This window comes from Rhizobium sp. P44RR-XXIV, assembly GCF_001999485.2.
Classification (GTDB): Bacteria; Pseudomonadota; Alphaproteobacteria; order Rhizobiales; family Rhizobiaceae; genus Rhizobium.
Window position 1 is genome coordinate 727,976 of record NZ_MPVZ02000027.1, and the last position, 24,333, is coordinate 752,308.

The window sequence follows — 24,333 nt, forward strand, 5'->3', positions numbered from 1 at the left end:
CTTTAGAGGGAGACGACGATGGCTGACGAGAATAACACAGGCGCGACGAGCGTGGTTTTGGCACCGGTAGCGGCAGATGCGCCCGCCGTTAAGAAGCAGCGCGCACCACGCCGTTCGAAAGCTGAAATTGAAGCGGCTCGGTCGGCATCAGCCACGGCTGTGAAGTCGTCGAAGGTCCGGGCGCCCCGCGCCACCAAGGTTGAAGCTGCGCCCGTTGCCGTCGAAGAACCCGCTGTGAAGGTCGCCAAAAAGACCCGCGCCAAGGCCACCACAAAGACCAAGGTAGCGAGCCCGGCCAAAGCACCAGCGAAAGCGCCTCTCACGGCCACGGCTGCTGATGAAATGGCAGACCTCCTTCAGCTCGAGGAAGAAAACAAGCAGCTTCGCAAGGCTCTGGCTGAAAAACTGCGCGCGGAAAATGCTGACCTGCGCAAACGCCTCGGGTCGTAATCGATCATAACAAACATTCGGACGGTTGCGCCATCGGCTTTCGCCGGTATGCTTCCGGACAGTTTGGAAAAGACCTGGCTCGTGTCGCGAGCCCGGATTTGGAGTTGCGACCTTGTCGCGGCGCCTGTTGCTTGAGGTTGAAGCACGATGAAACCACCATGGAAGTTCCTTGCCCAGTTAGTGTCACGGCGACAATCGGCCGATAAGACCGACCAAACCCGCGAAGGCGATAACGACCTTAAGCCTGTCGAAATTGAATTGCAGCCACCATCCGAACCATCGCTGGTTTCGCAAACGGCAACCCTTGGTGGAGAACACGATCACGACAGCAGATCTCCAGATCCAGTGAAGATTACTGCGTCGAACCCGACAGAAGTCGAACCACCGGAGCCAGTATCGCCGATTGCTGAAGCAAAAGCGCCAAGCGTCGGGGCGCTTGACGAGCATCCACAGCTTGTCACCGGTATGGCGAGCCTCGCGCCGGAGGGCGAAGTTGTTGAACCGTCCACTAAGCCCCGGAGAACAGCCTCGAAGCCCACAACCAAGGTTCCCGTCAATCGGGCTGCGTCGCATTCTGCGACGCCGGCAAAGAGCCCACTCTACAATCTCTTTCGGTGTCCACAAATCCGTTTTTTGACGAGGCGGCAAATCTAGACGACGACATCAAGCAACTGAAAGATCAGCTGGCTCAAAAACTGCGACTGCAGAATGCCCAGCTCAGAAAAATGCTTGAGCGCTTCGACCGCTCGTAGGCCGTTGAGTGTTGTCGGAAATTAGGCCCTGTTGACGAAGTCCGCGGTGATAGTGCTATGAGATCGCTCCATGATGGAGGTTTCGATCTCCACACTTGATCGAGAAACAAGACTTTGGCTGAGTGTGCAACACGCGTTGCTTGGGGAGTATCATCGGTGCTAGCTTACGAAGGCGACACCGTTATCTCGTTGACTTATTCTTCGCTGCTGCGCCGTAGTGCCCAGACTGTGGCCTGCAACGCGTGCGGCTAAAAGCACGCACCCCAAAAGGAAGCTCTATCCTTCCCCGATGGATCAGTAGCGTGTTCACTCGGCCGCAACGTCCATGGCGAACCTAGAGGACGGTGGCACGATCCTGGCAATGAATTCGAAGTCCGTCGGCATGCGATGCTCGTCAGATCCGAGGCAAGCGACCGTCCAATATTCGGGCTCCGCACCGAAGATGGTGGATAGCTGCACGACTTGGGCCTTTGCGCCGCGGTCGGCCTTTGGGGTAGCCCAATAAAAGCAATCGGGCTCCAGTTTCGTCAATGGGATCATCGTCTCACCTCGCTGGTCAGGTGATGGAACATAGGGGAAGGTTTGCTATCGGACAGCCCCTGGATCTCTTTGTGCACAGTTCTTGAACCGGGCCTCACTAGCGATCGAAGAGAAGAACCCGGCGATATCGGATCGTGCTCTCAGGAAAAAGCTCTGTGCTCTCGCAACCGCACGTCGAACGACAATTCGTAACCGACTGCAGTTTCCTTTTCTCGTAAGCGCAATGCGCGAGCCGGCAGAACCTGCCCATCCGGGCAGGTTCACTAAACCTATGGTAGGCTCTAGTCTCCCAAATACCGGCCCGGACGCCACCCACGGGCCGGACATTGCAGCGTCCGACGGCAGCCCTCAAAACAGTCGTCGGACGCGTGCTTTGCTCGATGAACTAGATCGAAGCTTGCTTTGTGATCCCTTGCTTTCTTCGCGAATAGCAGTGGGTATCGCCAATCCATGGTGCTGGCCTTCTTTTCACGAGGGCAATCGAACATTAGAGTCTGGCCTTCTCAGCAATCGGAACGCGATGACCTCTCAGCTCGACATGTTCTCGGCGACCGCACAGCCTACCGGCGCAGCGAGTGCGAAGCCGGGGCGTTTGCGGTCGGCTGGCTCTTTACCAGACGAGACCGAGATGGTGCGGCTCCTTGAGGCGACTGGACGCTATCAGATCCTGCGAAAGCTCGAGCCACGTGCGATTACTACAACTCCCCGAGCAGGTTACCCGCTGAAAGGCATCATCCTCGATACGGAAACCACCGGGTTCGATGCCAAAAAGGACGAGGTAATCGAGATTGGGCTGATTGCATTTACCTTCAATGACGAAGGAGAGATTGGTGACGTCTCCGGCCTCTACTGCGGTCTACAAAAGCCGAATGTTCCGATCCCGCCAGAGATTGTCCGCTTGACCGGAATAACCGATGCAATGGTCCGAGACCAAATGATCGACATGTCCGCGGTGAGGGCTCTTGTGGAGCCTGCTGATCTCACAATCGCCCACAATGCCGCATTCGACCGACCGTTCTGTGAGGCGTTGTCGCCACTTTTTGCTCGCAAGGCCTGGGCCTGCTCGAATTCCGAGATCGATTGGAGGGCAAGGGGCTATGAGGGCAGCAAGCTTGGCTATCTTATCGGTCAAAGCGGATATTTTCATGATGGGCATCGTGCAGTCGATGACTGCTTTGCCTTGCTGGAGGTTTTGGGCGCCTCGGGTGGTGGAGCAGGTTCATCGCCCTTTGCCGAACTTTACCGCGCAAGCCAGCGTTCGCGCATGCGCATCTTCGCGGAGAACGCACCGTTTGACTTGAAAGACCATCTAAAGGCGAGGGGCTACCGCTGGTCAGACGGGACCGACGGCCGGCCAAAATCATGGTGGATCGAGGTCGCTGAACAAGAGATGGAGGAAGAGGTTCGCTTTCTGCGGAAGGATATCTACCATTGGGAGGACGCCGATCCGCCGGTCCAGCGGTTGACGTCATTCGATCGGTTCAAAAGCCGGCGATAGGCGATGTTGCGGCCATCGGTTCCCTCGCGGCGTTTCCAGCCAGACGCTCGGCTATCTCGGTACGCCCGGCTGGGGAAAGCCATGGCGCGCTTGAACAATCAGTTGCAGAAGATCATTTCGGCGTCGTAGCGGCGCCGACCCTACTGAGAGGAGGCAAGCCTATGAAGTGCTTCACTATTTTGAACCATTTCGGGTTACCACAAAAAATGGAAAAAGTGGTGAGTTTCACATGGAATTCAAAAGGTAGTCATTGGAGCGGCCGTTTGAACCGCGCCATCACGATCACTGCGACGCCGAAAACGGCTACCAGGGCACCCCAATAAATCCAAGGTGACTGATCGATCATGAAACTTTCGGCAGGATATGGAAAATACCCGCTACCCTGACCGATCCAGATGAGGCCGATCAGAACGAGCAGCCCTCCTAAAAGATATGCGAGCTTCACCATAGCTGTTTCCTTGTTCAAGGCTGCGAGTTGATGCTGCCGGTCATTGACCTCCCTATTTCCAGTTCCCGGCTCTCCGCGCAAGGCCAAACAAGTTGGCCGCCTATGACCATCGTGCCTAAGCCATCTTTGCCGCAGTCAAACAGGCCCGCGTGAGAAGCTCAGGCTACCGATCCAACCTCGTGACATGATCTCCCGCTATTCGCTCCTTGCAAAGGAGGCACGCGAATCTGAGCATTTATTAGGTGTCGGTGATGGACTACATACGCGCCCTTCAGTACCAAAGGATCAAGATGTCTGAGCAATCGCGTTCGCTAGAGTCGACAAGGCACTGCATGTCGGACCGAAAGCCTAAGGGGACCATCATCTACGTCGTGGTTGCGGCCGTTGCCGTCATCATCGGGTCTTTGTCGGGGCGCCACGAAAATCCTGTGCAGCCAAAGATGCGGGTTGCCAAGTTGCTTGCAAAAGTCGATTGATCGACCAGGCGACTGAAATGACTGCGCTAAGCGCCGTCCTTCGCTTCATACTGATGAACTACATGAGAAGGGTGATCTGTCGCCTTCGTCTTGAAGGCATCGGCGGTTCACCCAGCCTTCGATCGTTCTGCGGCCATCAATGGCGACATTTGCTATCAATCCGCATTTTCTGAACTCGGCGAGCTTCGCGCGAATTCCATGGCGTCTCCGGAAAGCCATCGATGGCCGGCAATCGACGCTCGAAGCTCTGGAAGCGTGCGATTGCCCTCTCTGAAGAGGGTGACGATGGTGGCCGCTGCGAGTTCATATTCCGGCGTGTCTCGGCCAACGCCAATTGAACGCCGCCATTCTTCGAGGGCTTGGCTAATAATATCGAGCTCAACCGAACCGAATGTCGCGTGCACAAAGTCTCGCATCGTCTCTCCCAAAGTAGGAAGAGAGATAGGAGTCGCCGGGCCGAATTTCAAACGGCTTATTATCGAGGCGTGGCGATAGAAGCGATGTTATATTTACAATACCGTCATGCTATGAAAGCAGCTCAGGACAAGGTTCTGAATGTTTTCACTAACCCTCCAATCTGTGGCAGCTTTGGTGCGAATGAAGTTCCATAATTCTGGATATCGCTTTTCAGCGCCTTAAGTAATTGTTATAATTGAAAAACCCAACGATATTTTACTGCCTCTCAGGAGGCCGTGGGTTCTATGCCCTTCAAGACCAAAGGACTTGCAAAGCCTATCCGAAGCCCTTTGGGCGTACGTCCCTAGCATTTAGTGGGGTTCATCGACCGGTATGTGCAATGATGCGCCCGCTTTTTCGGCCGCTATCCTCAGTCGCTTGTCTCTGGTCCACAAGGAGGCTCTTGGGTCAAGGAGTACCGACGCCAGCAAATGGGCATCCGTATAGCCAATGCCCATGCTGAAAATTCCATATCGGTCGATCATGGTCATGACTTCGTCGTGCGTCGCGACAACGGCTCCACGCTGAGCCGCCAGGAAGGCCATTACGCTGCTTCGATCCCGAAGGCTGCTAAGAGCCAACTCGCCGATCACGCTTGGATGGCAAAGTAGGCGATCGTCTTCAATAACTTTGCGTAACTCAACATCGCCATGTCGGAAATGATCAATCCAGATCGAGGTGTCTGCCAGTATCACTTGATTGCCGCGCTCCGGCGACGCGGAGCTGCCTCGGCATCCGGCATGGTTCCCCCAAGCGCGATGAGGCGCTTTCCGGACTCGACACGAACAAGCGTCTCCAAGGCCTGGCGGACGAGCGCGGCGGTTTCCTTGGTGCCGGTCAACGATCTCGCCCTGTCAATGAGTGCATCGTCGAGATTGATGGTTGATCGCATCACGTTTTTCCTCTCTTAGATGCCTAAACTAGCACCATTTGGTGAAGAAAACTACGCTCGATTCCTGTCTCCATAGAACATCGTGCAACAGGGAAAAACGGTAGCTGTTGAATTTCATCGTTATTTCACCAGTCTTTCCGTTTGACGCTGACGCCACGAGGCCGAGCCAGGCCTTTGAAGTACTCCGCTGTTTTTGAATCAATTGCAGGTTGCCGTGAAATAGAAAACGAGGTGAGCTTCGCATGAAATTCGACAAGCTGCCGTCGGGAAGGTGGCGAAGCGATCGAGAGCGGCAAGCTTTACCGTACAAACGCCGACGCGTCACGCTGATGCCTGGCGCGACGTCGCGAGAAAACCTGCGATGAAATCGACAGTGTCGTCGCCATCTCTCAATCCGAGATGGATGCTTTTCTGGATGCCGCTCTGACCGATGCGGACGTGGCGGACATCGAGCGCTGCTACTTCCCGGCGTACCAGTCAGTCCGGAATGGCGCTGACCCTGCGGCCCGCCGCCATGAGCTGAAGCATCATTTCCGTCGTTTCGACATTCCGATGGTGGCGCGGGCGACCATTGGCGGGCACCAGAAATTGCGTAAACACATCAAGCCGCTCCGGGGTAGCCGAGCAGGGCACCGCTCACCAGGCTGGCGATGACATTGGCAACCATCGAGATGGAAGAGGTCATGGCCGTTGATCGAGCATGATGTCGCGCGGACAGATGGCGGTATCGTCCTCTTGAATATCCAGAATCGCGGTTCTCTTCGCCCCTCCGACGCACGTTAGAAACGGACGGTGGGCTAGCTGTTGATGGTTGCGGGCCATTTTTGGTGCTTTCAAAAATGGACACTGACAAGTTGCATGAATCGACATAGCGTCCGCCGCAATCGTATTGGATCTCAAATACGTGGCTCGTCAGTCACTTGGGCAAGATGGCGAGGGAAATATGACGGGCAAACGGTTCAGCGTGCTGCGCTGACCGAACTGTTGCGTAGATAAATGATGAGTGCGTCGGCCGGGGGAGACTGCGCATATGGAGACTGGTGGTCGGCAACAACACCATTCAGCTTGTCGGCGAAAGGGGCGGTGCGCCGCGGGAAACCGCGTCGCTGGCGGGCATTTTACCGTCGGATCTCAGCCAACAAGACGGGCGGCGTGCCCGGCAGTGGCGAAAATATAACATTTACAATGATGTAACCGATCGTTTTGCCCGGGAAGGGTACGACGCGGCATGATTTTTGAAAAGATGGTAGGGGCCATGACATTTATGCAATTTAGAGCCGGCGCATTTTTTCATCGCGCGCTCGACCTTATAGCCTCTTTGCCGCCCATTTTGTTGGGAGCACTCCGATCCATCGTTGCCGCAGTTAGGCACTGTCCTCAAAAATCCACCAGCAAAGCAGTGCGGACTTCGAATTCGATACCGGTATTCACTCTCACTTTCGTGTTGATCGCTGTACAGATCGCCTTTGCGCCAACCTCGCTTGCCTCTTCGGGTTGTGATGCGATCAACGCCGCCTGGGGCGCCGGGGCGACATACTCCAATGGCGCGGAGCTTTGGCAACCCGGCCTATCCCTCAATGCCGGCGACAAGATCACTTATAGCGTCACGACGAGCGGAAGCACGAACGCGGATACGGATCCGTACTCAGGACCGGGATTTGCACTCTATAATAATAGCTCTGCCACCGGCTCGGACATCATCGTCGAACAATATGCGACTGCCAATCACGAGCTCAATTTGAGCGGCAGTTACACGCCATCCCAGGCCTACCCGGATTTCACGGTCTATGCTTGGTCGCAGCCGGGAAGTGACGCGGTTCATGCCAGCGTCACCTGCCAAAATGCTCCAGGGACGATCATGCCGCCGAGTTTTCCGGTGACGCAGGCCGGTAGCACAACCAGCAGCCTCACCATGACCCTGTCGCAGGCACCCGGCACCGATTTGACCGTGACGCCGACCGCGGCCGGACTGACGTTTAGCCCGGCGGTAATTTCGTTTGCGTCCGGCAGTACCACTCAGTCCTTCACCATCACAGCCAACCCGGGTGCGACGCCCGGGCCCACTACGATCAACTACGCACTGGGTGGCACGGATGCCGCGGATTATGTGGCGCCTGCAAGCACGTCGATGACTGTTCTTGGCACGATCAGCCCGCCCGCTTATCCCGCATTGACACAGGGCAGCAGTTCGCCAACGCTGACAATGACCGCATCGAGCGCAGGTGCCGTCTCTATCACACCGTCAGCAACTGGCTTGACATTCTCACCGGCCACTCTCAATTTTTCAGGCGGCGCAAGCCAGAATTTCACCGTGACAGCCGCCTCCAATGCCGGACCAGGATCGGTCGCCGTCAGTTACGCGCTTTCCGGATCCGGGGCCTCCGTCTACGTTACCCCGCCGTCCGGCGCCATTGCGGTCAATGTGCCGGCGCCGACGATCAGTTCGATTTCTCCGACTTCCGGCCCGACATCGGGCGGCACTGCGGTGACCATCACCGGCGCGAACTTCAGCGGCACGACGGCTGTTACCTTCGGCGCAACGGCGGCGAGCAGCTTCACAGTCAATTCGGCGACATCGATCACGGCAACCGCGCCCGCTGGCACTGGAACAGTCGACATCCGGGTGACGACGACAGGCGGCACAAGCGCGACGTCGGCGGCCGATCAATATACTTACGTTGCGGCACCAACGGTATCGAGCCTCAGTCCGACTGCCGGCCCGACTGCTGGCGGCACGACAGTTGTCATCACCGGTACGAGTTTCAGTAGCGCGACGGCGGTGACCTTCGGGGCTACGGCGGCAAGCAGCTATACTGTTAACAGCGCAACGCAGATAACTGCAACCACGCCCGCAGGCACGGGCACAGTCGATGTCCGTGTGACGACATTAGGCGGTACGAGTGCAACGTCGGCGGCTGACCAATATACCTATGTCGCGGCGCCGACGATTTCCAGCATCGGTCCGACATCTGGACCGACAGCCGGAGGCACGACGGTAACATTGACTGGCACGAACTTCACTGGCGTAACGGCTGTGACGTTCGGCGCAACGGCTGCGACCGGCTTCACTTTCAATTCACCAACATCAATTACGGCGACAGCGCCCGCCGGCACGGGCACGGTCGATATCCGTGTGACGACATTAGGCGGTACGAGTGCAACGTCTGCGGCCGATCAGTATACCTATGTCGCCGCTCCGACCGTAACCGCTGCGTCGCCCAAAGCGGGTTTGGAGACTGGTGGCACGTCGGTGACGATCGCCGGTACGAGCTTGTCGGGCGCAACCTCGGTCAGCTTCGGCGGCACTCCCGCCACCGGCTTCACCGTCAATAGCGCAACCTCGATCACCGCAACCACTCCTGCCCACGCCGCCGGTGCAGTTGATGTCAGCGTCACTACGCTGGGCGGTACTGCGACATTGGTCGGCGGTTATACCTTCCTCAATCCGCCGGTTGCAGCAAATGTCTCAGCGACGGTTGCGCTGAGCTCGACGAACAATCCGATCACGCTTGCTCTGACCGGGGGAGCTGCTAGCTCGGTCGCCGTCTCGACGGCGGCAAGTCACGGTACGGCGTCAGCCACCGGCACATCGATCACCTATACGCCGACGGCAGGCTATACTGGCACCGACAGCTTCGCCTACACGGCTAGCAACGCCACCAGCACGTCTACGCCGGCAACCGTCAGCGTGACGATCTCGGCGCCGATAGTTACGATTGGCCCTGCGTCCCTGCCAAATGCCGCGATTGCGTCCAGCTATAGCGCCACCGTGACGGCAACCGGCGGCACCAGCCCCTATCGTTACGCGGTTACAGCAGGCTCGTTGCCGGCGGGCCTGACACTGTCTTCGTCTACCGGCGAAATCTCTGGCACGCCAACAGGAGGCGGGACCTATAATTTCGTCATCACTGCAACGGATGCCACGACAGGCACGGGAGCACCGTTTAGCGGTTCCATCGCCTATGCTTTGATGGTCGGCGCGCCGATGATGTCGATCACGCCGAGTTCGACTCCAACCTTGACCGCGGGAACAGCCTTCAGTGAGCCGTTCACGGCATCAGGCGGTACCGCTCCCTATAGCTATTCGCTTTCCGCGGGTGCATTTCCCCCTGGCCTGACGCTTGCAGCAGACGGTACACTCTCCGGCACGCCAACGGTCGCCGGCGTTTTCAGCTTCATCGTCAGGGCGACGGACAGTTCCACCGGCACCGGCGCACCGTATACCACTGCGTCAACGGTTCACACCGTAACCGTCAATGCCCCGATGCTCGCGCTGGGGCCGGCGACACTGCCGGGTGGCGCGGTTGCTACCGCCTATAGCGAGACTGTGACGGCTTCCGGCGGCAACATGCCCTACAACTATGCGGTGACGGCGGGTGCGCTGCCGAATGGTTTGACACTCAATAGCTCGACGGGTGCAATCTCCGGCACGCCGACGGCGGGCGGGACATTCAACTTCACCGTGACGGCGACTGACAGCTCCGGCGGGATGAATTCGCCCTTTAGCGTATCCAAAGCGTATAGCGTGGCGATTAATGCTGCGACGATTGCGATCGGCCCTGCGACATTGCCGGGTGCGGCGCTGAACACCGCCTACAGCCAGACGATCACCGCCTCGGGCGGCACGAGTGGCTATACCTACTCCGTCACCGGCGGCGCCCTTCCGCAGGGCCTGGCGCTCTCCTCGAACGGCACGCTGGATGGGACCCCGACGGCAGCCGGCAACTTCAACTTCACCGTGACTGCGACGGATAGCTCGACGGGTACCGGACCTTACACCGCCGCCAAGGCCTATAGCGTGGCCGTGACCGCTAACCCACCGATTGCGGGCAATGCCGCGGTGACGGTAGCCGCCAACTCGACCAGCAATCCGGTCGCCCTCAACCTGACGGGTGGAACCGCAACTTCGGTCACGGTTTCGACGCAGGCTAGCCATGGCACGGCGACCGCCTCGGGGGCTACGATCACCTATACACCAGCGGCGGGCTATGCCGGAGCGGACAGCTTTGCCTACACTGCCACCAATGCCGACGGCACGTCTGCGCCAGCTTCCGTTAGCGTGACGGTGTCGGTGCCGACAGTGGCGATAAACCCGGCGGCCTTGTCCTCCGGTTCGATCGCCACTGCATATAGCCAGGCGATCACGGCCACAGGCGGTACTGCTCCATATAGTTATGCCGTGACGGCCGGTGCGCTTCCGGCTGGTGTCAGCCTCAATGCGTCCACCGGCGCCATCACGGGCACGCCGACGGCGGGCGGGACCTTCAATGTCACCATCTCTGCAACGGACAGTTCGACCGGCACCGGCGCGCCATTCACAGGCTCCAAGGCCTATACCGTGACCGTTGGTGCTCCGACGATTACAATCACGCCGACCACACTGCCGGCTGCAACCGTGGCTGCTGCCTATAGCCAGACCATCACGGCATCCGGCGGAACCGGCACCTACTCCTATGCGATCACAGCAGGTGCCCTGCCCGCCGGCCTGACGCTCTCGCCGGCCGGTGTGCTTGCGGGCACGCCGACGGCATCAGGCAACTTCAACATCACCATCACGGCCACGGACAGTTCGACCGGCTCGGGACCGTTCACGGGATCGCGCGCCTATACCCTGGCGGTCAGCGTCCAGCCGCCGATCGCCAATGCGGTTGCGGCAACCGTCGCCGCCAATTCCTCGAACAATCCGATTACCCTCAACATCACCGGCGGTGCGCCGGCCTCGGTCGCCATCGCAAGTGCGGCGGCGCATGGGACGGCGACCGCATCGGGCACCTCGATCACCTATACGCCAACAGCAGGCTATTCCGGTACCGACAGCTTCACCTATACCGCCACGAATGCCTCCGGCACCTCGGCGCCGGCAAGCGTGAGCGTGACGATCACCGCGCCGACCCTGTCCTTCTCGCCGCCAAGCGGAGCCCTGCCGGCCGGCATCGTCACCACCGCCTACAGCCAGACCGTCACCGCCTCGGGCGGAACGAGCCCCTACAGCTATAGCCTCACCGGCACGCTGCCGAGCGGGCTCGCCCTCAACCATGCGACCGGCGCCATTACCGGCACGCCGACGACGCCCGGCAATTACAGCTTCTCCATCACCGCCACCGACGCCAACAGCGCCACGACATCCGCTGCCTATACGATCGCCATCTCGCCGCCGCCGACCACCTTCGTGTTCAGCCCGGCCGGCGGCGCGCTGCCCGATGCCATGTCCGGCGAGGCCTACAGCCAGCAGATCTCGGTCACAGGCGGCGTCGGCACGAAGATCTTCAGCCTTGCCTCCGGCAGCCTGCCGAACGGCCTGGTGCTCAACATCTCCACCGGCCAGCTGACCGGACCGCTTTCGGGCGGCACCGAAGGCGACTACAGCTTCACCATCCAGATCCGCGATGGCAATGGTGCAACCGGAAGCGCATCCTATACCCTCAAGGTCATCCCACGCGCTGTCAGCGCCGGGGATCAGGTCGTCGATGTACCGGAGGGGTCGACACCTCCGGACGTCTACCTCAATCGCGGTGCGACGGGCGGTCCATTCACCGCGGCCGACCTGACCTTCGTGGAGCCCGCCAATGCCGGCACGGCGACGATCATCCAGGGCCAGTTGGCAGCAGCCGGTCCTGTCAGCACACCTGTCGGTTGGTATCTGCAGTATACGCCGAACCCGGCCTATTCCGGTCGAGTGCGCGTCGGCTACAAGCTCGTCAGCGCGCTTGGGGTTTCGAATACCGGCACGATCACCTATAATATCCGCTATAACGCCGGCAAGGTTGCTGCGGATATCGACAATCTCGTGCATGACTTCGTGCAGTCCCGCCAGAACATGATCGCCAACACCATCGAGGTACCGGGGCTGCTGCAGCGCCGGCAGATGGAGAAGGCAACCGATCCCGTCACCGCCCGCATGATGCCGTCGGAAGAGGGCATGACGTTCGGCTTCTCCACCAGCCTGTCGCAGATGCGCGCCGCCGCCGGTGATCCGGATGCCGCCTCCGCCCCCTTCAACGTCTGGATCGACGGCGCCTATCTTGCCCATAACGACAAAAGCAAGAACGACAGCACCGGCAAGTGGGGCAGCTTCGGCATGGTCAGCATGGGCGTGGATTACCTGCTCTCCGACAGGGCCCTGATCGGACTTTCCTTCCACTATGACCGGATGACGGATCCGACCGACCAGGATACCGAGCTGACCGGCAATGGCTGGCTTGCCGGACCCTATGCCTCGCTCGAGCTTGGCAAGGGCGTGTTCTGGAACGGCAGCCTGCGCTATGGCGGCTCGAGCAACACCATCAACACCCAGTTCTGGAACGGCTCGTTCGACACGACGCGCTGGATGGCCGACACCTCGATCGAAGGCCAATGGAACCTCGATGAGGAAACCACGCTCTCGCCGAAGCTGCGGGCGATCTACTTCTCCGAAAAGGTCGACGACTACAGCGTCAAGAACAGCGCCGGCGACAGGATCGACATCGACGGCTTCAACGAGGACCAGTTCCGCGTCAGCCTCGGCGCCGAGATCGCCCGCTCCTTTACCCTGGAGGGCGGAACCAAGCTGACGCCCAAGCTCGGGCTGACCGGCGGCTACTCCGCACTCGACGGCTCCGGCGCCTTCGGCGCCGTCACCGCCGGCCTGTCCATGCAGACCATCAACTTCTGGATGCTCGACACCAGCATCCTCTTCAACATCGAAGGCGACGGACAGAAATCCGTCGGCGCAAAAGTCGCCGCAAGCAAAAAGTTCTGAAGACATGAAGCTTCCGCAGGAGAGCCCGCGGAGGCGGTTATAACGCTACCAGATACGCGACTTGATTGCCTCGAGGTTGTTCTTGCAGGAGGACTGTCTTTGGTCGGCCGTGGCGGTGATTCCGGATCGTGGGTTCCTGTCCCTTCAAGAGCATAAAATCCAAGGGGCCATCACCGACGGTGGTTCGACGCTATGACGGCTTTGCGCCCTCGTGCTCGCCGTTCCCGGCCGAAGCAAGTCCTCCCGAAAGTAGCCATCTATTCCAGGTACGGGGTCAGCACCTCTTCGATCCATTTCATGAATGTGCGGACCCGGCGCGAGAGATTGCTCCGATGTGCTACGACGAGAGACACGGGGATCGCCCGGCGACGAAAATCGGGCATGATCTCAATAAGCGCTCCACTCTCAAAATATTGACCAATCCCTATGAGTGGCGCCTGAATCAGTCCAAGGCCAGCGAGGGCAGCCGCGTCGTAGGTCTGCGCACTGTTGACGTGTAGCGCACCTGGCAACTGAAGCGTCGCGTAGCTGTCGCCGTGCGGATATTCCCATCCATAGGGCCTTGCGCCCAGCATCGTCGAAAAATGAATTGTCCGATGTTGCTGACACTTGAGATCGTCTAGCGATCGCGGGATGCCATAGCGCGCCAGATAGGCGGGGCTGGCAGCGTTGACCATGCGCAACAGGCCCAGTGGGCGGGCAATCAGCGTCTCGTCTCTGATGGGTCCAAGTCGCAATACACAGTCAAACCCCTCTTGGACCAGATCGACTTGCCGATCCGTACTCGACACCTCCAGCTCCAACTCTGGGTGAGCCGCTAGGAAATCCGGCAAGGCCGGCACGATGGTTGTGCGCGCCAACTCGGTCGGAAGATCGACCCGCAAACGCCCGCGAAGTGCCACGCCATCGCCTGCGAACATCGAGTGCAGGTCATCGACTTCAGCAAGCAGATCGCGGGCGCGGGCATGAAATGCGCGTCCGTCTTCCGTCAACTGCACGCTGCGCGTCGTCCGGTGCAGGAGCCTGACACCGACATCTCCCTCCAGCTTCCGGATCGCCGTTGAGGCCCTCCCTTTTTGGATGCCCAAGCTATCGGCTGCGCGGGTGAAGCTCCCCATTTCCGCTACCCTTATGAAAATGAGTATGGGTTCGAGATTCTGCATTTCGTGCCTCGGTATTGTTCTCTTCATGGATAACAGTGAGTTCATTTCCTCAGCATTTATCACATTCAGAGGACACAGTAAGTTCCGAATACTGGGATCCCCCATCGGAGAATGACAAATGTCCGGAACTATGAACCTACATCAGGTGCCTCAAACCATGACCTTGCAGCGCACCCTGTGGGTCGGCCGGATCATGAGCGCGATTGTCGTTATCGCCCTGGTGGCAGATGGCGCCATTCAGCTTTTCGCGCCGGGACAGATTGCGAGCATGTTGCAGGAAACCGGCTTCGCGATGGACCTGACCCGCGTCGTGGGTCCGATCATACTCGCCTGCGCCATCCTTTACGCCATCCCGGCCACCGCCGTCCTCGGCGCAATCCTGGTGACTGGCTTTCTGGGAGGGGCGATCTGCGCTCATGTCCGCATTGGTGAGTTGGGGTCGCCGCCGGAACTCATTTCCTTGGCTCTGGGCGCGATGACATGGGGCGGCCTCTATCTGCGCGATCCCCGTATCCGGGCCATTTTGCCGCTCATCCGTTGAACGAACAGGGGCATTGTTCTGTCCCTAAAAATCAGGAGAAAACGCATGTTTTTAGTCATGGGAATTACCGGAAAAGTCGGTGGTGCAACAGCACAACATCTGTTGGCGCAAGGCGAGAAAGTACGCGCGCTCGTCCGTAATCGCGAAAAGGCGGTTCATTGGCCGGACCAGGGCGTCGAATTGGTAGACGGCGATTGGAATGATACGGCAGCCATCGAGCAGGCGCTCAAAGGCGTTGAAGGTGCGTTCGTTATGTTGCCTTCTGTATGGGCGCCCTCGCCTGATTACGAAGAAGCAAAAGGCGTGATTGCGAACTATGTCGAGGCGCTCACCAAGGCAGCGCCGCCGCGGGTAGTCGCGCTTTCGTCGATGGGTGCGAACAGAACCAGCGGGCTCGGGATGATCACGGCCTTGTCGCTTCTGGAGCAAGGGTTTCGTGACTTGATATTGCCGACCGCATTTGTGCGCGCAGGCGGTTTCTTCGAAAACTTCCTCTACGGCTTGCAGGTAGCCCAGGGCGGAACGCTACCGGTCTACTATAATCCGACAGATCGGAAATCGACCATGGTCGCGACGAACGACATCGGCGCGGAAGTTGCGACCCTTTTGACCGGGCCGGCCTGGTCAGGGCAGCGCATCATCGAGCTTGGTTCGATGGTCAGCGCGGATGAAGTCGCGGCGCAGTTGGGTGAAGTCCTGAAACTCGACGTGAAAGCCTTTGCAGTCCCGCGTGCAAGTTGGGCGGAAGCGTTCGAGCAATTCGGTATCCCGAAGGGCCGCACCGGACCTGCCGAAGAAATGTTTGAGGCCGTGAATGCAGGATGGATGAGCCTCGGCGTCGTGGGTACGGAGCATATAGCGGGTACGACGTCCGCACGCGACGTCTTCGAGGCAGGGCACAACGCCGCCAAGGCATAAGCCCCCGGACGGATCAAGTATGACGGAGACCACACGCCTCTGCGCCGGACGCGTCGCGGGAATCACCTAACAGCTAAATCGAGACGCGGCGCGTCTACTCGTCCAACCGTCTGGATTTGCGAACAGCGGACTTGTAAGAAAAGTCCGCTGTTCGCGCCTTTTCGTTTCATAGCGGCCCGACTGCTCCAGGCCCCACACCGGAAATGATTCCCGCTTAGGATGTTCATTCCTGTCGCTCAGGGTGCCTCGGCGAGTTCCACAAGCTGCTATTCCGCTGGGCGGCCGACTACGTCCCTTATCGTCAAGGCTTCCCATGGGCTATGAGTTCCTTGGTGGGCCTGGGATGTTCTTGTAGAGCTGTGTCACCCAGTCCACAAAAACTCGAACTTTGGTGCTGAGCTGGCGGCTTGGTGCATAAGCGATGAACACATCCAAGGGCTTTGGTTGCCAGGCCTCGAGGACAATGCCGAGATCGCCGCGTTCGATGGCCGGCCGTACCATGAAATCAAGGGTATGCACCAAGCCGATGCCGGCCAATGCCGCGGCGAGGTGGGCATTGCTTTCGTTGACCATGACATTGCATCGAGGATTGATCTCGAGCGGTTTGCCGTGATCGAGGAAATGCATCGGCTGCACAACTCCGCTATGCGCCGAGAAATAGCCGACAACAGGAAAATCCTCGTCGATGATCTGCTGGGGATGAGTGGGTATGCCATGACGCGCCAAATAGGCCGGAGTGGCACATGTCGCCCAAGCCAGCGACCCGATCTTGCGGGAAATTAACGCACCATCCTCGGCGGTGCTGCGAATTGCGCAATCGACGTTTTCGCCGATCACATCCACCGTGCGATCGGTGACGCCGATCTGCAGCTGAATATCCGGATAACGCGCGCAAAACTCAGGCAAAGCGGGGATCAGCAGGCCGCTGGCGGTTGAGCCGCCGATGTCCACTCGCAGCCGACCACGTGGATTTGTTCGCGCCCGTCCGAGGGTGGCCTCTATTTCGTCCAGTTCCGCCAGGAGATGTTTTGTGCGTTCATAATATGCCACGCCATCGCTGGTCACGGTGACCCGTCGTGTGCTGCGCTCAAGCAGCTTCACCTTCAGATGCTTTTCCAGCAACTGGATCGACTTGCTCAGCGTGGCATTCGGTATCTGCAGCGATTGAGCAGCCCGATTGAAGCCGCCGGTCTCGACGACGCGTGCGAAGGCGCGAATGGCCTGCAGGTGATCCAAACTACTCTCCCTTAGGGTTGGTCGTTATTTCCACATGTGGATAAAGTAACCACAAAGGCCTAGTTTATCCCGAAATTGATAAAGAATAAATTGAACTTCATCACGCGGCCTGTACCGCCTTACGGAGTTCTCTCATGCAGATTTCAGACCTCACCAATCTTCACACCACCAAGCACGCCGGTAAAATCGCCCTGATCACCGGCGGTAGTTCCGGCATTGGGCTGGCAACGGCCAAGCGTCTCGTGCGCGAGGGAGCGACGGTTTACATCACGGGCCGTCGCCAGGCCGAGCTGGACAAGGCGACGGCTGACATCGGCGATGGCGTCACCGCGATTCAAGGCGACGTATCCGTTGTGGCCGACCTGGATCGCATCATGACCACCATCCAAAGGGCGCATGGGCGCCTGGACATCCTGTTTGCCAATGCGGGCGGCGGCGAATTTGCCGCGCTTGGCACGATCACGGAGGCGCAGGTGGACAAGTATTTCGGCATCAACGTTAGGGGAACGCTGTTCACTGTGCAGAAGGCTTTGCCGCTGATGGGCGAGGGCAGCGCCATTGTGGTGACAGGCTCGATAGCGGGCAATCAGGGCACGCCGGCATTCGGTGTCTATGCAGCGACCAAGGCAGCGCTCCGCTCCTTCGTGCGCAGCTGGGCCTCCGATCTTAAAGGCCGGGATATTCGGGTCAATCTCATCGCGCCCGGCACAGTTGTGACACCTGCCTACAAGTCCGAACTTGGCATGAGCGACCAGGATATCGAGCGATATCTGGTGGAGGTGGCCGAGCGGACGCCACTGGGCCGAGCGGCAAGCGCTGACGAGATGGCAAAAGTCATGTCGTTCCTTGCGTCTGACGATGCCAGTTACATGACGGGCGCCGAGATCGTCGTCGATGGCGGCATGACGCAGATCTGATCGTCCCCGCTCGCAAGTCCAATCATTTTTTCAAAGGAATCTCCGTTATGAGTATCAAAGACAATCTTGAGATCGCCCAGCTGTTCCTGGCCAAGCTCGGCGCGGGCGCTCCGCACGAGCAGATCATCCAGCTGTTCAGTGCCGATCTGGACTGGAACATCCCCGGCGAAACTGGTGTGCTTCCCTGGATCGGTCACAAAACGGGAAACAGTGCCATCGTCGACTTCTTGCGCGACGCGAGCCAGATGATCGAGAGGGTTCGATTTGAAGTACATGATGTGCTGGCCAGCGAAGAGCGCGCCATCATTTTTGGCGAGCTTGCTTCGCGTATCAAGAAAACGGGCAAGACGATCGAACAGGCCTACGCGATCGTTCTGACGATTGCGGACGGGAAGATCACACGCTTCCTCATGCTTGAAGACAGCTTCGCGACGGCCAAAGCCGCGCATCTCTGACAGGTCGAAATTCTAGTCCGTTTTGAATAGGAGTGCTCGCATGCCTCATAGCATTCAGACTTTGCTTCTTCGCAACCTCAGTGACGTTTTTGGCGAAATCGATCCTCTCCGCCGGCGCGCAACGCTCGAGGAAGTGTTCCATGAGGATGCTGTCTTCTACGATCCCGCCGGGGGCGTGTTTCGCGGACATACGGCCATCGACCAGGTCGCCGGCGATATCAAGGCCACTCATCCTGACTTTCAGTATCGACCTATCGCCGAACCGGAAATCGTTGGCGACGGCGGCCGGATCAAATGGGTCTCAGGCCGTCCGGGGGAAGCGCCGGAATATGCCGGCACCGATTTCATCATTGCGCGGGACGGAAAGATTGCCGCCGTCTACCTTTTCTTCGATCCGCTGCCGTGACGACACAGTCGACCTGACCCCACGACGCGTGCGACGTATCCAGTTGCTCAAGCCGATAGCATTCGAGCTTTGACGCCGCCTCTGATGAGTGGCAGTCCAACGAGTTTTGCATATTTGCGCAGGCCTTCATGCAGCCAGTAACAGCGTTATTATAGTTGGCTGTACGATGCCGGGGGACGGGCAATCTTCCCATTCGTTCAAGACCACGGCTAAGCCAGCTCCAGCGAGGCCGGCGCTCAACCATGCAGGACACCGTGTCCTCAGGCTGCATTGAGATTGCGCGTCACCTTCGCCAGATCTCTTGACGGTGGCAATCCAAACAGGCGTGCATATTCCCGGCTGAACTGGTTCGGGCTTTCATAACCGACACCGAAGGCAATGGACGTCGCGCTTCCCTGGCCACCGATCAGCTGTGAACGCGCATGCAGGAGCCTTACTCTCTTCTGATATTGAAGCGGGCTCAGCGCCGTCACTGCTTTGAAGTGACGGTGGAAGGCCGACACACTCAGGGCCGCCATCTCGGCCAATGTTTCCACCCTGATCTGCTGGGCAAAGTTTTGACGGATCCACTCGATTGCGACCCTGATACGGGCGAGTGCCGTGTCCGGCGATGCGATATCCCGTAGCATCCAGCCGAGCGGGCCCTGAAGCACGCGGAACAGGATCTCACGCTCGTAGGCGGGCGATAGCACGGCAATCTCGTCAGGACGTTCCATCAGCCTCAGCATTCGAATCCAGGCATCGAGAAGCTCGGCATTGACCGGTGCAACCGAGAACCCCGATCCGAACAAAGTGCTGCGGACCTGCGCCGGCAAGTCATCGATGAGCGCCGCGACGATCGTGGTGTCGAGGGTCAGGCTGACCGCCAAATACGGCTCACCCGTTGCGGCAGGGTGGATCGACCCGATGGCCGGAAGATCCACGGACATGACGAAATAGGTGGCGGGATCATAGTGGAAGGTCCTGTCGCCGACCGTCATTGTCTTCGATCCCGTCAGGATCAGGTTGACCATCGGATCGTAGACTGCGGCGAGCTGGTGTTCCGGGATTTCGCCCTGAACCATGGCGATGCGCGGAATGCCTGTTTCCGTGCGCTTGTTCTCAGCCTTTGAAGCCAGTGCTCTCAGTTCTTGCAGCTGCCGTTCCATGATCCGAGCCTGACAGAGGCGATCCCGGCGCGCAAGGCAAAAGCAGAAATAGGCAAGCTTTGAGGAGGATTGGGTGAGTGCCTCGCGATCGATAGTCTTAAGTTCGTCTCGCACCAGACACACAGGAGAGACATTTGAAGATCGTTATTGTGACCGGAAGCAGCCGAGGCATAGGGGCCAGCACGGCGCTTGAATGCGCCAAGCGCGGCATGGGTGTCGTCGTCACCTATAACGGCAATGCCGAGAAGGCGGAAGATGTCGTGAAAGCTATCTCTAAGATCGGTGGCAAGGCCGTCGCCCTGAAGCTTAACGTCGGCAACAGCAGCTCATTTCCCGAGTTCCGCGAGGCAGTTTCTGCGCGGCTTACCGCTATCTGGGGCAGGAAGACCTTCGACATCCTGGTTAATAATGCGGGCTACGGGCTCTACGCTCCGATATCAACCGTCACCGAGGAGCAGTTCGACGGCCTGTTCAACGTTCACCTCAAGGGTCCGTTCTTTTTGACGCAGACGCTCCTGCCGCTGATGGAGGACGGAGGGCACATCGTCAATGTCACCAGCGCGACCAGTCGCGTCGCTACAGCAGGCGTTGCCCCCTACGCTTCCTTCAAGGGTGGTCTCGAAGTTCTGACACGCTACATGGCAAAGGAATTCGGCGAGCGCCGGATCAGGGCAAACTCCATCGCTCCGGGCGCCATCCGGACAGAACTGGGCGGCGGACTGAACGATGAATTCGAAGCCATGCTTGCAGGACAGACCGCGCTTGGCCGGGTTGGTGAACCCGAAGAGCTCGGTGGTATGATAGCGAACCTGCTTTGCGAGGAAAACCGCTGGATCAACGCCCAGAACATCGAAGTGTCGGGCGGCTACATCATCTAAACAGAGGAGCGCGCATCATGCTTGACCACGTCTTCATATCCGTCAGTGACATTGATCGCTCAATCGCATTCTACGAAAGGGCGCTTGAGCCGCTCGGTATCGTCCATGCGATCGATTACGACGGCAAGAACGGCCCTCCAGGCCATCCCGATCTTAAAGGCTTTGGCGCGAACGGTCGCTTGTTCTTCTGGCTGCGCGAAGGTGTTGTCGAAGGGCGCGCCGCTCATGTCGGTTTCATCGCCGACGGCAAGCGGGAGGTCGATGCCGCCTTTGCGGCGGCGATGGCCGCAGGTGCCTCGGAAATTCATCCGCCCGGACCACAGCTTCATTACGATCCCCGCTACTACGCGGCTCAGGTCCGCGACCCCGACGGCTACAGCCTCGAATTCGTTTACAAGGAATGGCAGCACTAAATGAAGAAGCTCATGATTTACGGTGCGACGGGCTACACCGGTCGCATGGCGGCCGAACATGCTTCGGCCGCGGGTACGCCGCTCATCCTCGCAGGACGCACAGAGGCGGCGCTTGCATCGCTCGCGGCAAGCCTTGGCGTGGAATATCGGCTCTTCGGGCTCGAAGACATCGCAATGATCGATCGGTCACTCGAGGGCGTTGGTGTCCTCCTGAACTGCGCCGGTCCGTTCGCGAAGACAGCCGAACGCCTGATGACGGCAGGTATCCGCAATGGCGTCCATTACCTGGACGTTGCCGCGGAACTCGATGGCTACCGGCTGGCTGAAGCGCTCGATGATAAAGCCAGGGCTGCAGGCGTCATGATGCTGCCGGGCAGCGGCGGCAGCGTGGCGATGCTGGGCTGCCTTGCCGGGCATGCCGCCGCCAGAACGGAAAACCCATTGAGCATCCGGGTTGCCATGCATGTCTCCGGCGGTCTGTCGCGAGGCTCCGCCGTCAGCGCCATGGGTAGCGTCACCGCCGAAATCCTGGCGCGCGTTGACGGTAAGCTGGTTGCCCTTACTGCTGCAAGCATTCGGAAATTCGACTTCGGCAGCGGTGCAGTCGACTGCTTCCAGGTGACGCTTCCCGATCTCATTACGATCTGGCGGACGACGGATGTTCCAAACATCGCGACCTTCGTCCATCTGACGGGCGAAGGCTTCCCGCAGGGTGATCTCTCAACACTTCCGGACGGGCCCAGCGAGCAGGAGCGTTCAGCCAATCGTTATCAGGCCGTCGTCGAGGTCACCGATGCCGACGGTAAAGTTGTCCGATCGGTGCTTGATACGGTCAACGGCTATACGTTCACGGCAAAGGCTGCCGCCGAGGCTGGGCGACGCGTACTTGCCGGCGAGGTCCAAGCCGGCTTCCAGACCCCTTCCATGCTGTTCGGCAACGGCTTCGCCGAGACGATCGCTGACACCACGATTGTCGATGTGTGAGGAGCAGCCAGTGCAGAAGCTTGTCGATACCTTCATGCAGGCGGCCAATGCCTTCGACGTCGAGAACACGCTGTCCCTATTCTCGTCCGATGCAGTCATCGACGACGTTTCGGTGGGTGACGCCTTCGTCGGTACCAAGGGCATTCGCCTCTATCTCGAGCGATTTTTCGTTGGCTACAAGACGAAGAGTAGGCTTCTGTCGCTCAAGCAATCGGACGATTTCAACGCTGTCGTTCGACTCGATTTCACAGGCGACTTTGGCCACGAGATCGGAATTTTGAAGATCGCAATCAACCCGGACGGTTTGATTGAACGCATTGATGCCGATCTCGAGTGACTGCCGTCGAACACAGTGATTGCCATTTGTAAGAGCGCTGTCGCCAGGGTAGGGGCTGCATATTTATTTTTATCGGACGGCGATCCAATCACGCATTTCGTCGCCCGATCGATTCCGTTCAAGACCACAGGACTATATGGCAACCTACTGTTGTTTTCCACTCTAATTCGCCCCCAGTTTGCATTTCGAAGTTAACCAAGGTTCTGTCTGATCTGTGAAACTTTTCGGGGCTACTCGGGCGTATAAATCAGTCCAAGTAATTTGGGAGAAAATTCTTGTTGAAGCCCAGCCCTCGCACAATCGCAACATTAGATAGGCTCGATTCTGTCGAGTGGTTTGTGAACGTCGGAAAGAAGGATCAGAATCAAGCAGAGTTTGTGGATTCATGGAGTGCGGCCATAAAATCTTGTTCGGCAACGCATTGGGAAAATCTTACCCTAGAAGCCACCAATCAATTGCGCGAACGGATCAGAGAAAAAAATAAAGAGAGGCTAAATCAGTGGAATTCGATCTTAAAGATTGTGAAGCCCTTCTCCGATGCTCTAGTTAAGGATAAGTCGGAGCATGTTAGGATGTTGAACAAGCTTCCAGAGTCATTTTTGAAATGTGTCCGGTGGGATATATTTCATTTATGCATGGAGGCAGAATATTCTGATCTGGTAGAGCCCGCGTTTTTTTCTTCTCTTTCGTTCTATTATTTTCATGGGCACTTCCCATGCGGCTACTCGGGACCTTTTCCGAAGGGCCAATTTGTCATATTTTAGCTTTGAAACGGTGAGAAATGGCTGCAATCTGCAAGTTAGAATAAGTGGAATCTACGAAGAGATTTTAAACAAATTGCGGCGGGTACGGGTTGTCTTGTGGCAGATAGGTCCACGATAGCATTTTCGCGGTGCCTCCTGCGAAGCCGGGCGACTTAATGAGGTCATATGTCAGCCGACGAATTTCTCGAAACGCGAGGTGAGCCGCGACAAGCAAAGCGGATTTCGGAGACGGAGGCCAACAAGGCTCGCGATAGGGTTCCTGCGGACCTAATAGCTTTCTGGGCGGAGCACGGCGTCGGGTATTATGCAGACCGTAATTACTGGTTGTGCATGCCGTTTATGTTTGACGATTTTCTTGCGGTCATATTAGGCGAAGTTCTAAACCTGCAAAGTAAGGATTGCGCCGCTTTCGGATATTCGAGCCTGGGAACAATCGATCTCTGGCACAGGAGAGGGCGTCATTTCACCCTTTCGCTGGATGTTGGGTTGCTGATGGATTTGACCAGCCGCAAGGAAACCGATCCACCGTCGCATGATCTGCACGAGCGATATAGTTTGGCAGGTATTGAGATGCCCGAGAATGCCAATGAACTCTTTCTCGAAGGGCGAAAAGCTCCCGAGGATGTATGGGATATTCTGGTGGGTGTTACGTCGTTCGACTCCCATAGATTCATAGAGGATGAAAACGGCCGCCAGCTTTTACCACAACTGCGCAAGACTCTTGGTCAATTGTCGGAAGGGGAAATCTATCTTTGCAAAAATCCCGAGTTTCCCAATATTGCAACCTCCTATCGAAGAATGAGTTTGACTGAGGCATTCGAGCGACTTCCTAGCTCACTACACTATTCATTTGCGGTCGAAATCGATGGAGGCCAGGATATCGTCGACGAGATCATTCCGGTAGTCGCGCCGAGCCAATAAGC

Annotated in this window: 22 protein-coding genes; 14 read left to right on the top strand and 8 right to left on the bottom strand. The window is 58.2% G+C overall.

Features of this window, described 5'->3' with window-relative positions; translation table 11 throughout:
• Positions 1-18 precede the first annotated feature (18 nt).
• A complete protein-coding gene (locus tag BSK43_RS15715; protein WP_077472253.1) occupies positions 19-450 on the top strand; it encodes a hypothetical protein in 432 nt (143 codons plus the stop codon).
• A gap of 1,058 nt (positions 451-1,508) precedes the next feature.
• Here BSK43_RS15715 and BSK43_RS15720 read toward each other — a convergent pair.
• Positions 1,509-1,742 carry a hypothetical protein gene (locus BSK43_RS15720; protein ID WP_068395045.1) on the bottom strand — a complete coding sequence of 78 codons (234 nt, stop codon included), beginning with the start codon at positions 1,740-1,742 and terminating at the stop codon, positions 1,509-1,511.
• Between the two features lie 520 nt (positions 1,743-2,262).
• On the opposite strand from BSK43_RS15720, the gene BSK43_RS15725 reads away from it, so the two are divergent.
• Positions 2,263-3,240 (top strand): 3'-5' exonuclease, encoded by a 978-nt coding sequence (locus tag BSK43_RS15725; RefSeq protein ID WP_077472252.1) that lies wholly within the window; start codon positions 2,263-2,265, stop codon positions 3,238-3,240.
• Between the two features lie 247 nt (positions 3,241-3,487).
• Here BSK43_RS15725 and BSK43_RS15730 read toward each other — a convergent pair whose 3' ends face one another.
• From BSK43_RS15730 to BSK43_RS35990, 4 genes are all read right to left on the bottom strand, one after another.
• Positions 3,488-3,688, bottom strand: coding sequence for a hypothetical protein (locus tag BSK43_RS15730; protein WP_068395047.1), 201 nt, complete (start codon positions 3,686-3,688; stop codon positions 3,488-3,490).
• 1,243 nt (positions 3,689-4,931) lie between these two features.
• Positions 4,932-5,315 (bottom strand): type II toxin-antitoxin system VapC family toxin, encoded by a 384-nt coding sequence (locus BSK43_RS35730; protein ID WP_077472249.1) that lies wholly within the window; start codon positions 5,313-5,315, stop codon positions 4,932-4,934.
• The gene (locus BSK43_RS15745; protein ID WP_077472248.1) at positions 5,312-5,512 is read right to left on the bottom strand and encodes a type II toxin-antitoxin system VapB family antitoxin; all 201 of its coding nucleotides are present in this window, start codon (positions 5,510-5,512) and stop codon (positions 5,312-5,314) included. The genes BSK43_RS35730 and BSK43_RS15745 overlap by 4 nt, the downstream gene beginning before the upstream one ends.
• A 477-nt stretch (positions 5,513-5,989) precedes the next feature.
• Positions 5,990-6,112 carry a hypothetical protein gene (locus tag BSK43_RS35990; protein WP_281406633.1) on the bottom strand — a complete coding sequence of 41 codons (123 nt, stop codon included), beginning with the start codon at positions 6,110-6,112 and terminating at the stop codon, positions 5,990-5,992.
• Between the two features lie 440 nt (positions 6,113-6,552).
• On the opposite strand from BSK43_RS35990, the gene BSK43_RS15755 reads away from it, so the two are divergent.
• Positions 6,553-6,744 (top strand): hypothetical protein, encoded by a 192-nt coding sequence (locus BSK43_RS15755; protein WP_136686978.1) that lies wholly within the window; start codon positions 6,553-6,555, stop codon positions 6,742-6,744.
• Between the two features lie 209 nt (positions 6,745-6,953).
• Complete coding sequence (locus BSK43_RS15760; protein WP_169055411.1) at positions 6,954-13,250, top strand: putative Ig domain-containing protein; 6,297 nt, start codon at positions 6,954-6,956, stop codon at positions 13,248-13,250.
• 257 nt (positions 13,251-13,507) lie between these two features.
• On the opposite strand, the gene BSK43_RS15765 is transcribed toward BSK43_RS15760, so the two are convergent.
• The gene (locus BSK43_RS15765; RefSeq protein WP_077472892.1) at positions 13,508-14,413 is read right to left on the bottom strand and encodes a LysR family transcriptional regulator; all 906 of its coding nucleotides are present in this window, start codon (positions 14,411-14,413) and stop codon (positions 13,508-13,510) included.
• 118 nt (positions 14,414-14,531) lie between these two features.
• On the opposite strand from BSK43_RS15765, the gene BSK43_RS15770 reads away from it, so the two are divergent.
• Both BSK43_RS15770 and BSK43_RS15775 read left to right on the top strand, forming a co-directional pair.
• The gene (locus BSK43_RS15770) at positions 14,532-14,954 is read left to right on the top strand and encodes a DoxX family protein (protein ID WP_077472891.1); all 423 of its coding nucleotides are present in this window, start codon (positions 14,532-14,534) and stop codon (positions 14,952-14,954) included.
• Between the two features lie 45 nt (positions 14,955-14,999).
• The gene (locus BSK43_RS15775; RefSeq protein ID WP_077472890.1) at positions 15,000-15,872 is read left to right on the top strand and encodes an NmrA family NAD(P)-binding protein; all 873 of its coding nucleotides are present in this window, start codon (positions 15,000-15,002) and stop codon (positions 15,870-15,872) included.
• A gap of 318 nt (positions 15,873-16,190) precedes the next feature.
• On the opposite strand, the gene BSK43_RS15780 is transcribed toward BSK43_RS15775, so the two are convergent.
• Positions 16,191-17,108, bottom strand: coding sequence for a LysR family transcriptional regulator (locus BSK43_RS15780; RefSeq protein ID WP_077472889.1), 918 nt, complete (start codon positions 17,106-17,108; stop codon positions 16,191-16,193).
• A 134-nt stretch (positions 17,109-17,242) separates the two neighbouring features.
• Here BSK43_RS15780 and BSK43_RS15785 point away from each other — a divergent pair, with 134 nt between their 5' ends.
• Genes BSK43_RS15785 through BSK43_RS15795 form a run of 3 tightly spaced genes read left to right on the top strand, consistent with a single transcriptional unit; the run spans position 17,243 to position 18,886 of the window.
• A complete protein-coding gene (locus tag BSK43_RS15785) occupies positions 17,243-18,025 on the top strand; it encodes an SDR family oxidoreductase (RefSeq protein ID WP_077472888.1) in 783 nt (260 codons plus the stop codon).
• Between the two features lie 47 nt (positions 18,026-18,072).
• Positions 18,073-18,480, top strand: coding sequence for a nuclear transport factor 2 family protein (locus BSK43_RS15790; protein WP_077472887.1), 408 nt, complete (start codon positions 18,073-18,075; stop codon positions 18,478-18,480).
• A 40-nt stretch (positions 18,481-18,520) separates the two neighbouring features.
• On the top strand, positions 18,521-18,886 hold the full coding sequence (locus tag BSK43_RS15795) for a nuclear transport factor 2 family protein (RefSeq protein WP_077472886.1): 366 nt from the start codon (positions 18,521-18,523) through the stop codon (positions 18,884-18,886).
• A 260-nt stretch (positions 18,887-19,146) separates the two neighbouring features.
• Here the strand turns inward: BSK43_RS15795 and BSK43_RS15800 are convergent, their stop codons facing one another.
• Positions 19,147-20,034, bottom strand: coding sequence for an AraC family transcriptional regulator (locus BSK43_RS15800; protein WP_077472885.1), 888 nt, complete (start codon positions 20,032-20,034; stop codon positions 19,147-19,149).
• A gap of 134 nt (positions 20,035-20,168) precedes the next feature.
• Here BSK43_RS15800 and BSK43_RS15805 point away from each other — a divergent pair, with 134 nt between their 5' ends.
• From BSK43_RS15805 to BSK43_RS15825, 5 genes are all read left to right on the top strand, one after another.
• Positions 20,169-20,912, top strand: a complete 744-nt coding sequence (locus BSK43_RS15805) for an SDR family oxidoreductase (protein WP_077472884.1) — start codon at positions 20,169-20,171, stop codon at positions 20,910-20,912.
• A gap of 17 nt (positions 20,913-20,929) precedes the next feature.
• Positions 20,930-21,325 carry a VOC family protein gene (locus tag BSK43_RS15810; protein ID WP_077472883.1) on the top strand — a complete coding sequence of 132 codons (396 nt, stop codon included), beginning with the start codon at positions 20,930-20,932 and terminating at the stop codon, positions 21,323-21,325.
• Entirely contained in the window at positions 21,326-22,309 is a 984-nt protein-coding gene (locus BSK43_RS15815) for a saccharopine dehydrogenase NADP-binding domain-containing protein (RefSeq protein WP_077472882.1), read from the top strand.
• Positions 22,310-22,319: 10 nt separating this feature from the next.
• Positions 22,320-22,646 (top strand): nuclear transport factor 2 family protein, encoded by a 327-nt coding sequence (locus BSK43_RS15820; protein ID WP_077472881.1) that lies wholly within the window; start codon positions 22,320-22,322, stop codon positions 22,644-22,646.
• A 929-nt stretch (positions 22,647-23,575) separates the two neighbouring features.
• Complete coding sequence (locus tag BSK43_RS15825) at positions 23,576-24,331, top strand: GAD-like domain-containing protein (protein WP_077472879.1); 756 nt, start codon at positions 23,576-23,578, stop codon at positions 24,329-24,331.
• Positions 24,332-24,333 lie beyond the last annotated feature (2 nt).

Coding starts and splice junctions, on each gene's coding strand:
- BSK43_RS15715 (WP_077472253.1), top strand. CDS start 19: ATGGCTGACGAGAATAACACAGGCGCGACGAGCGTGGTTTTGGCACCG.
- BSK43_RS15720 (WP_068395045.1), bottom strand. CDS start 1,742: ATGATCCCATTGACGAAACTGGAGCCCGATTGCTTTTATTGGGCTACC.
- BSK43_RS15725 (WP_077472252.1), top strand. CDS start 2,263: ATGACCTCTCAGCTCGACATGTTCTCGGCGACCGCACAGCCTACCGGC.
- BSK43_RS15730 (WP_068395047.1), bottom strand. CDS start 3,688: ATGGTGAAGCTCGCATATCTTTTAGGAGGGCTGCTCGTTCTGATCGGC.
- BSK43_RS15745 (WP_077472248.1), bottom strand. CDS start 5,512: ATGCGATCAACCATCAATCTCGACGATGCACTCATTGACAGGGCGAGA.
- BSK43_RS15765 (WP_077472892.1), bottom strand. CDS start 14,413: ATGCAGAATCTCGAACCCATACTCATTTTCATAAGGGTAGCGGAAATG.
- BSK43_RS15770 (WP_077472891.1), top strand. CDS start 14,532: ATGTCCGGAACTATGAACCTACATCAGGTGCCTCAAACCATGACCTTG.
- BSK43_RS15775 (WP_077472890.1), top strand. CDS start 15,000: ATGTTTTTAGTCATGGGAATTACCGGAAAAGTCGGTGGTGCAACAGCA.
- BSK43_RS15785 (WP_077472888.1), top strand. CDS start 17,243: ATGCAGATTTCAGACCTCACCAATCTTCACACCACCAAGCACGCCGGT.
- BSK43_RS15790 (WP_077472887.1), top strand. CDS start 18,073: ATGAGTATCAAAGACAATCTTGAGATCGCCCAGCTGTTCCTGGCCAAG.
- BSK43_RS15795 (WP_077472886.1), top strand. CDS start 18,521: ATGCCTCATAGCATTCAGACTTTGCTTCTTCGCAACCTCAGTGACGTT.
- BSK43_RS15800 (WP_077472885.1), bottom strand. CDS start 20,034: ATGGAACGGCAGCTGCAAGAACTGAGAGCACTGGCTTCAAAGGCTGAG.
- BSK43_RS15810 (WP_077472883.1), top strand. CDS start 20,930: ATGCTTGACCACGTCTTCATATCCGTCAGTGACATTGATCGCTCAATC.
- BSK43_RS15815 (WP_077472882.1), top strand. CDS start 21,326: ATGAAGAAGCTCATGATTTACGGTGCGACGGGCTACACCGGTCGCATG.
- BSK43_RS15825 (WP_077472879.1), top strand. CDS start 23,576: ATGTCAGCCGACGAATTTCTCGAAACGCGAGGTGAGCCGCGACAAGCA.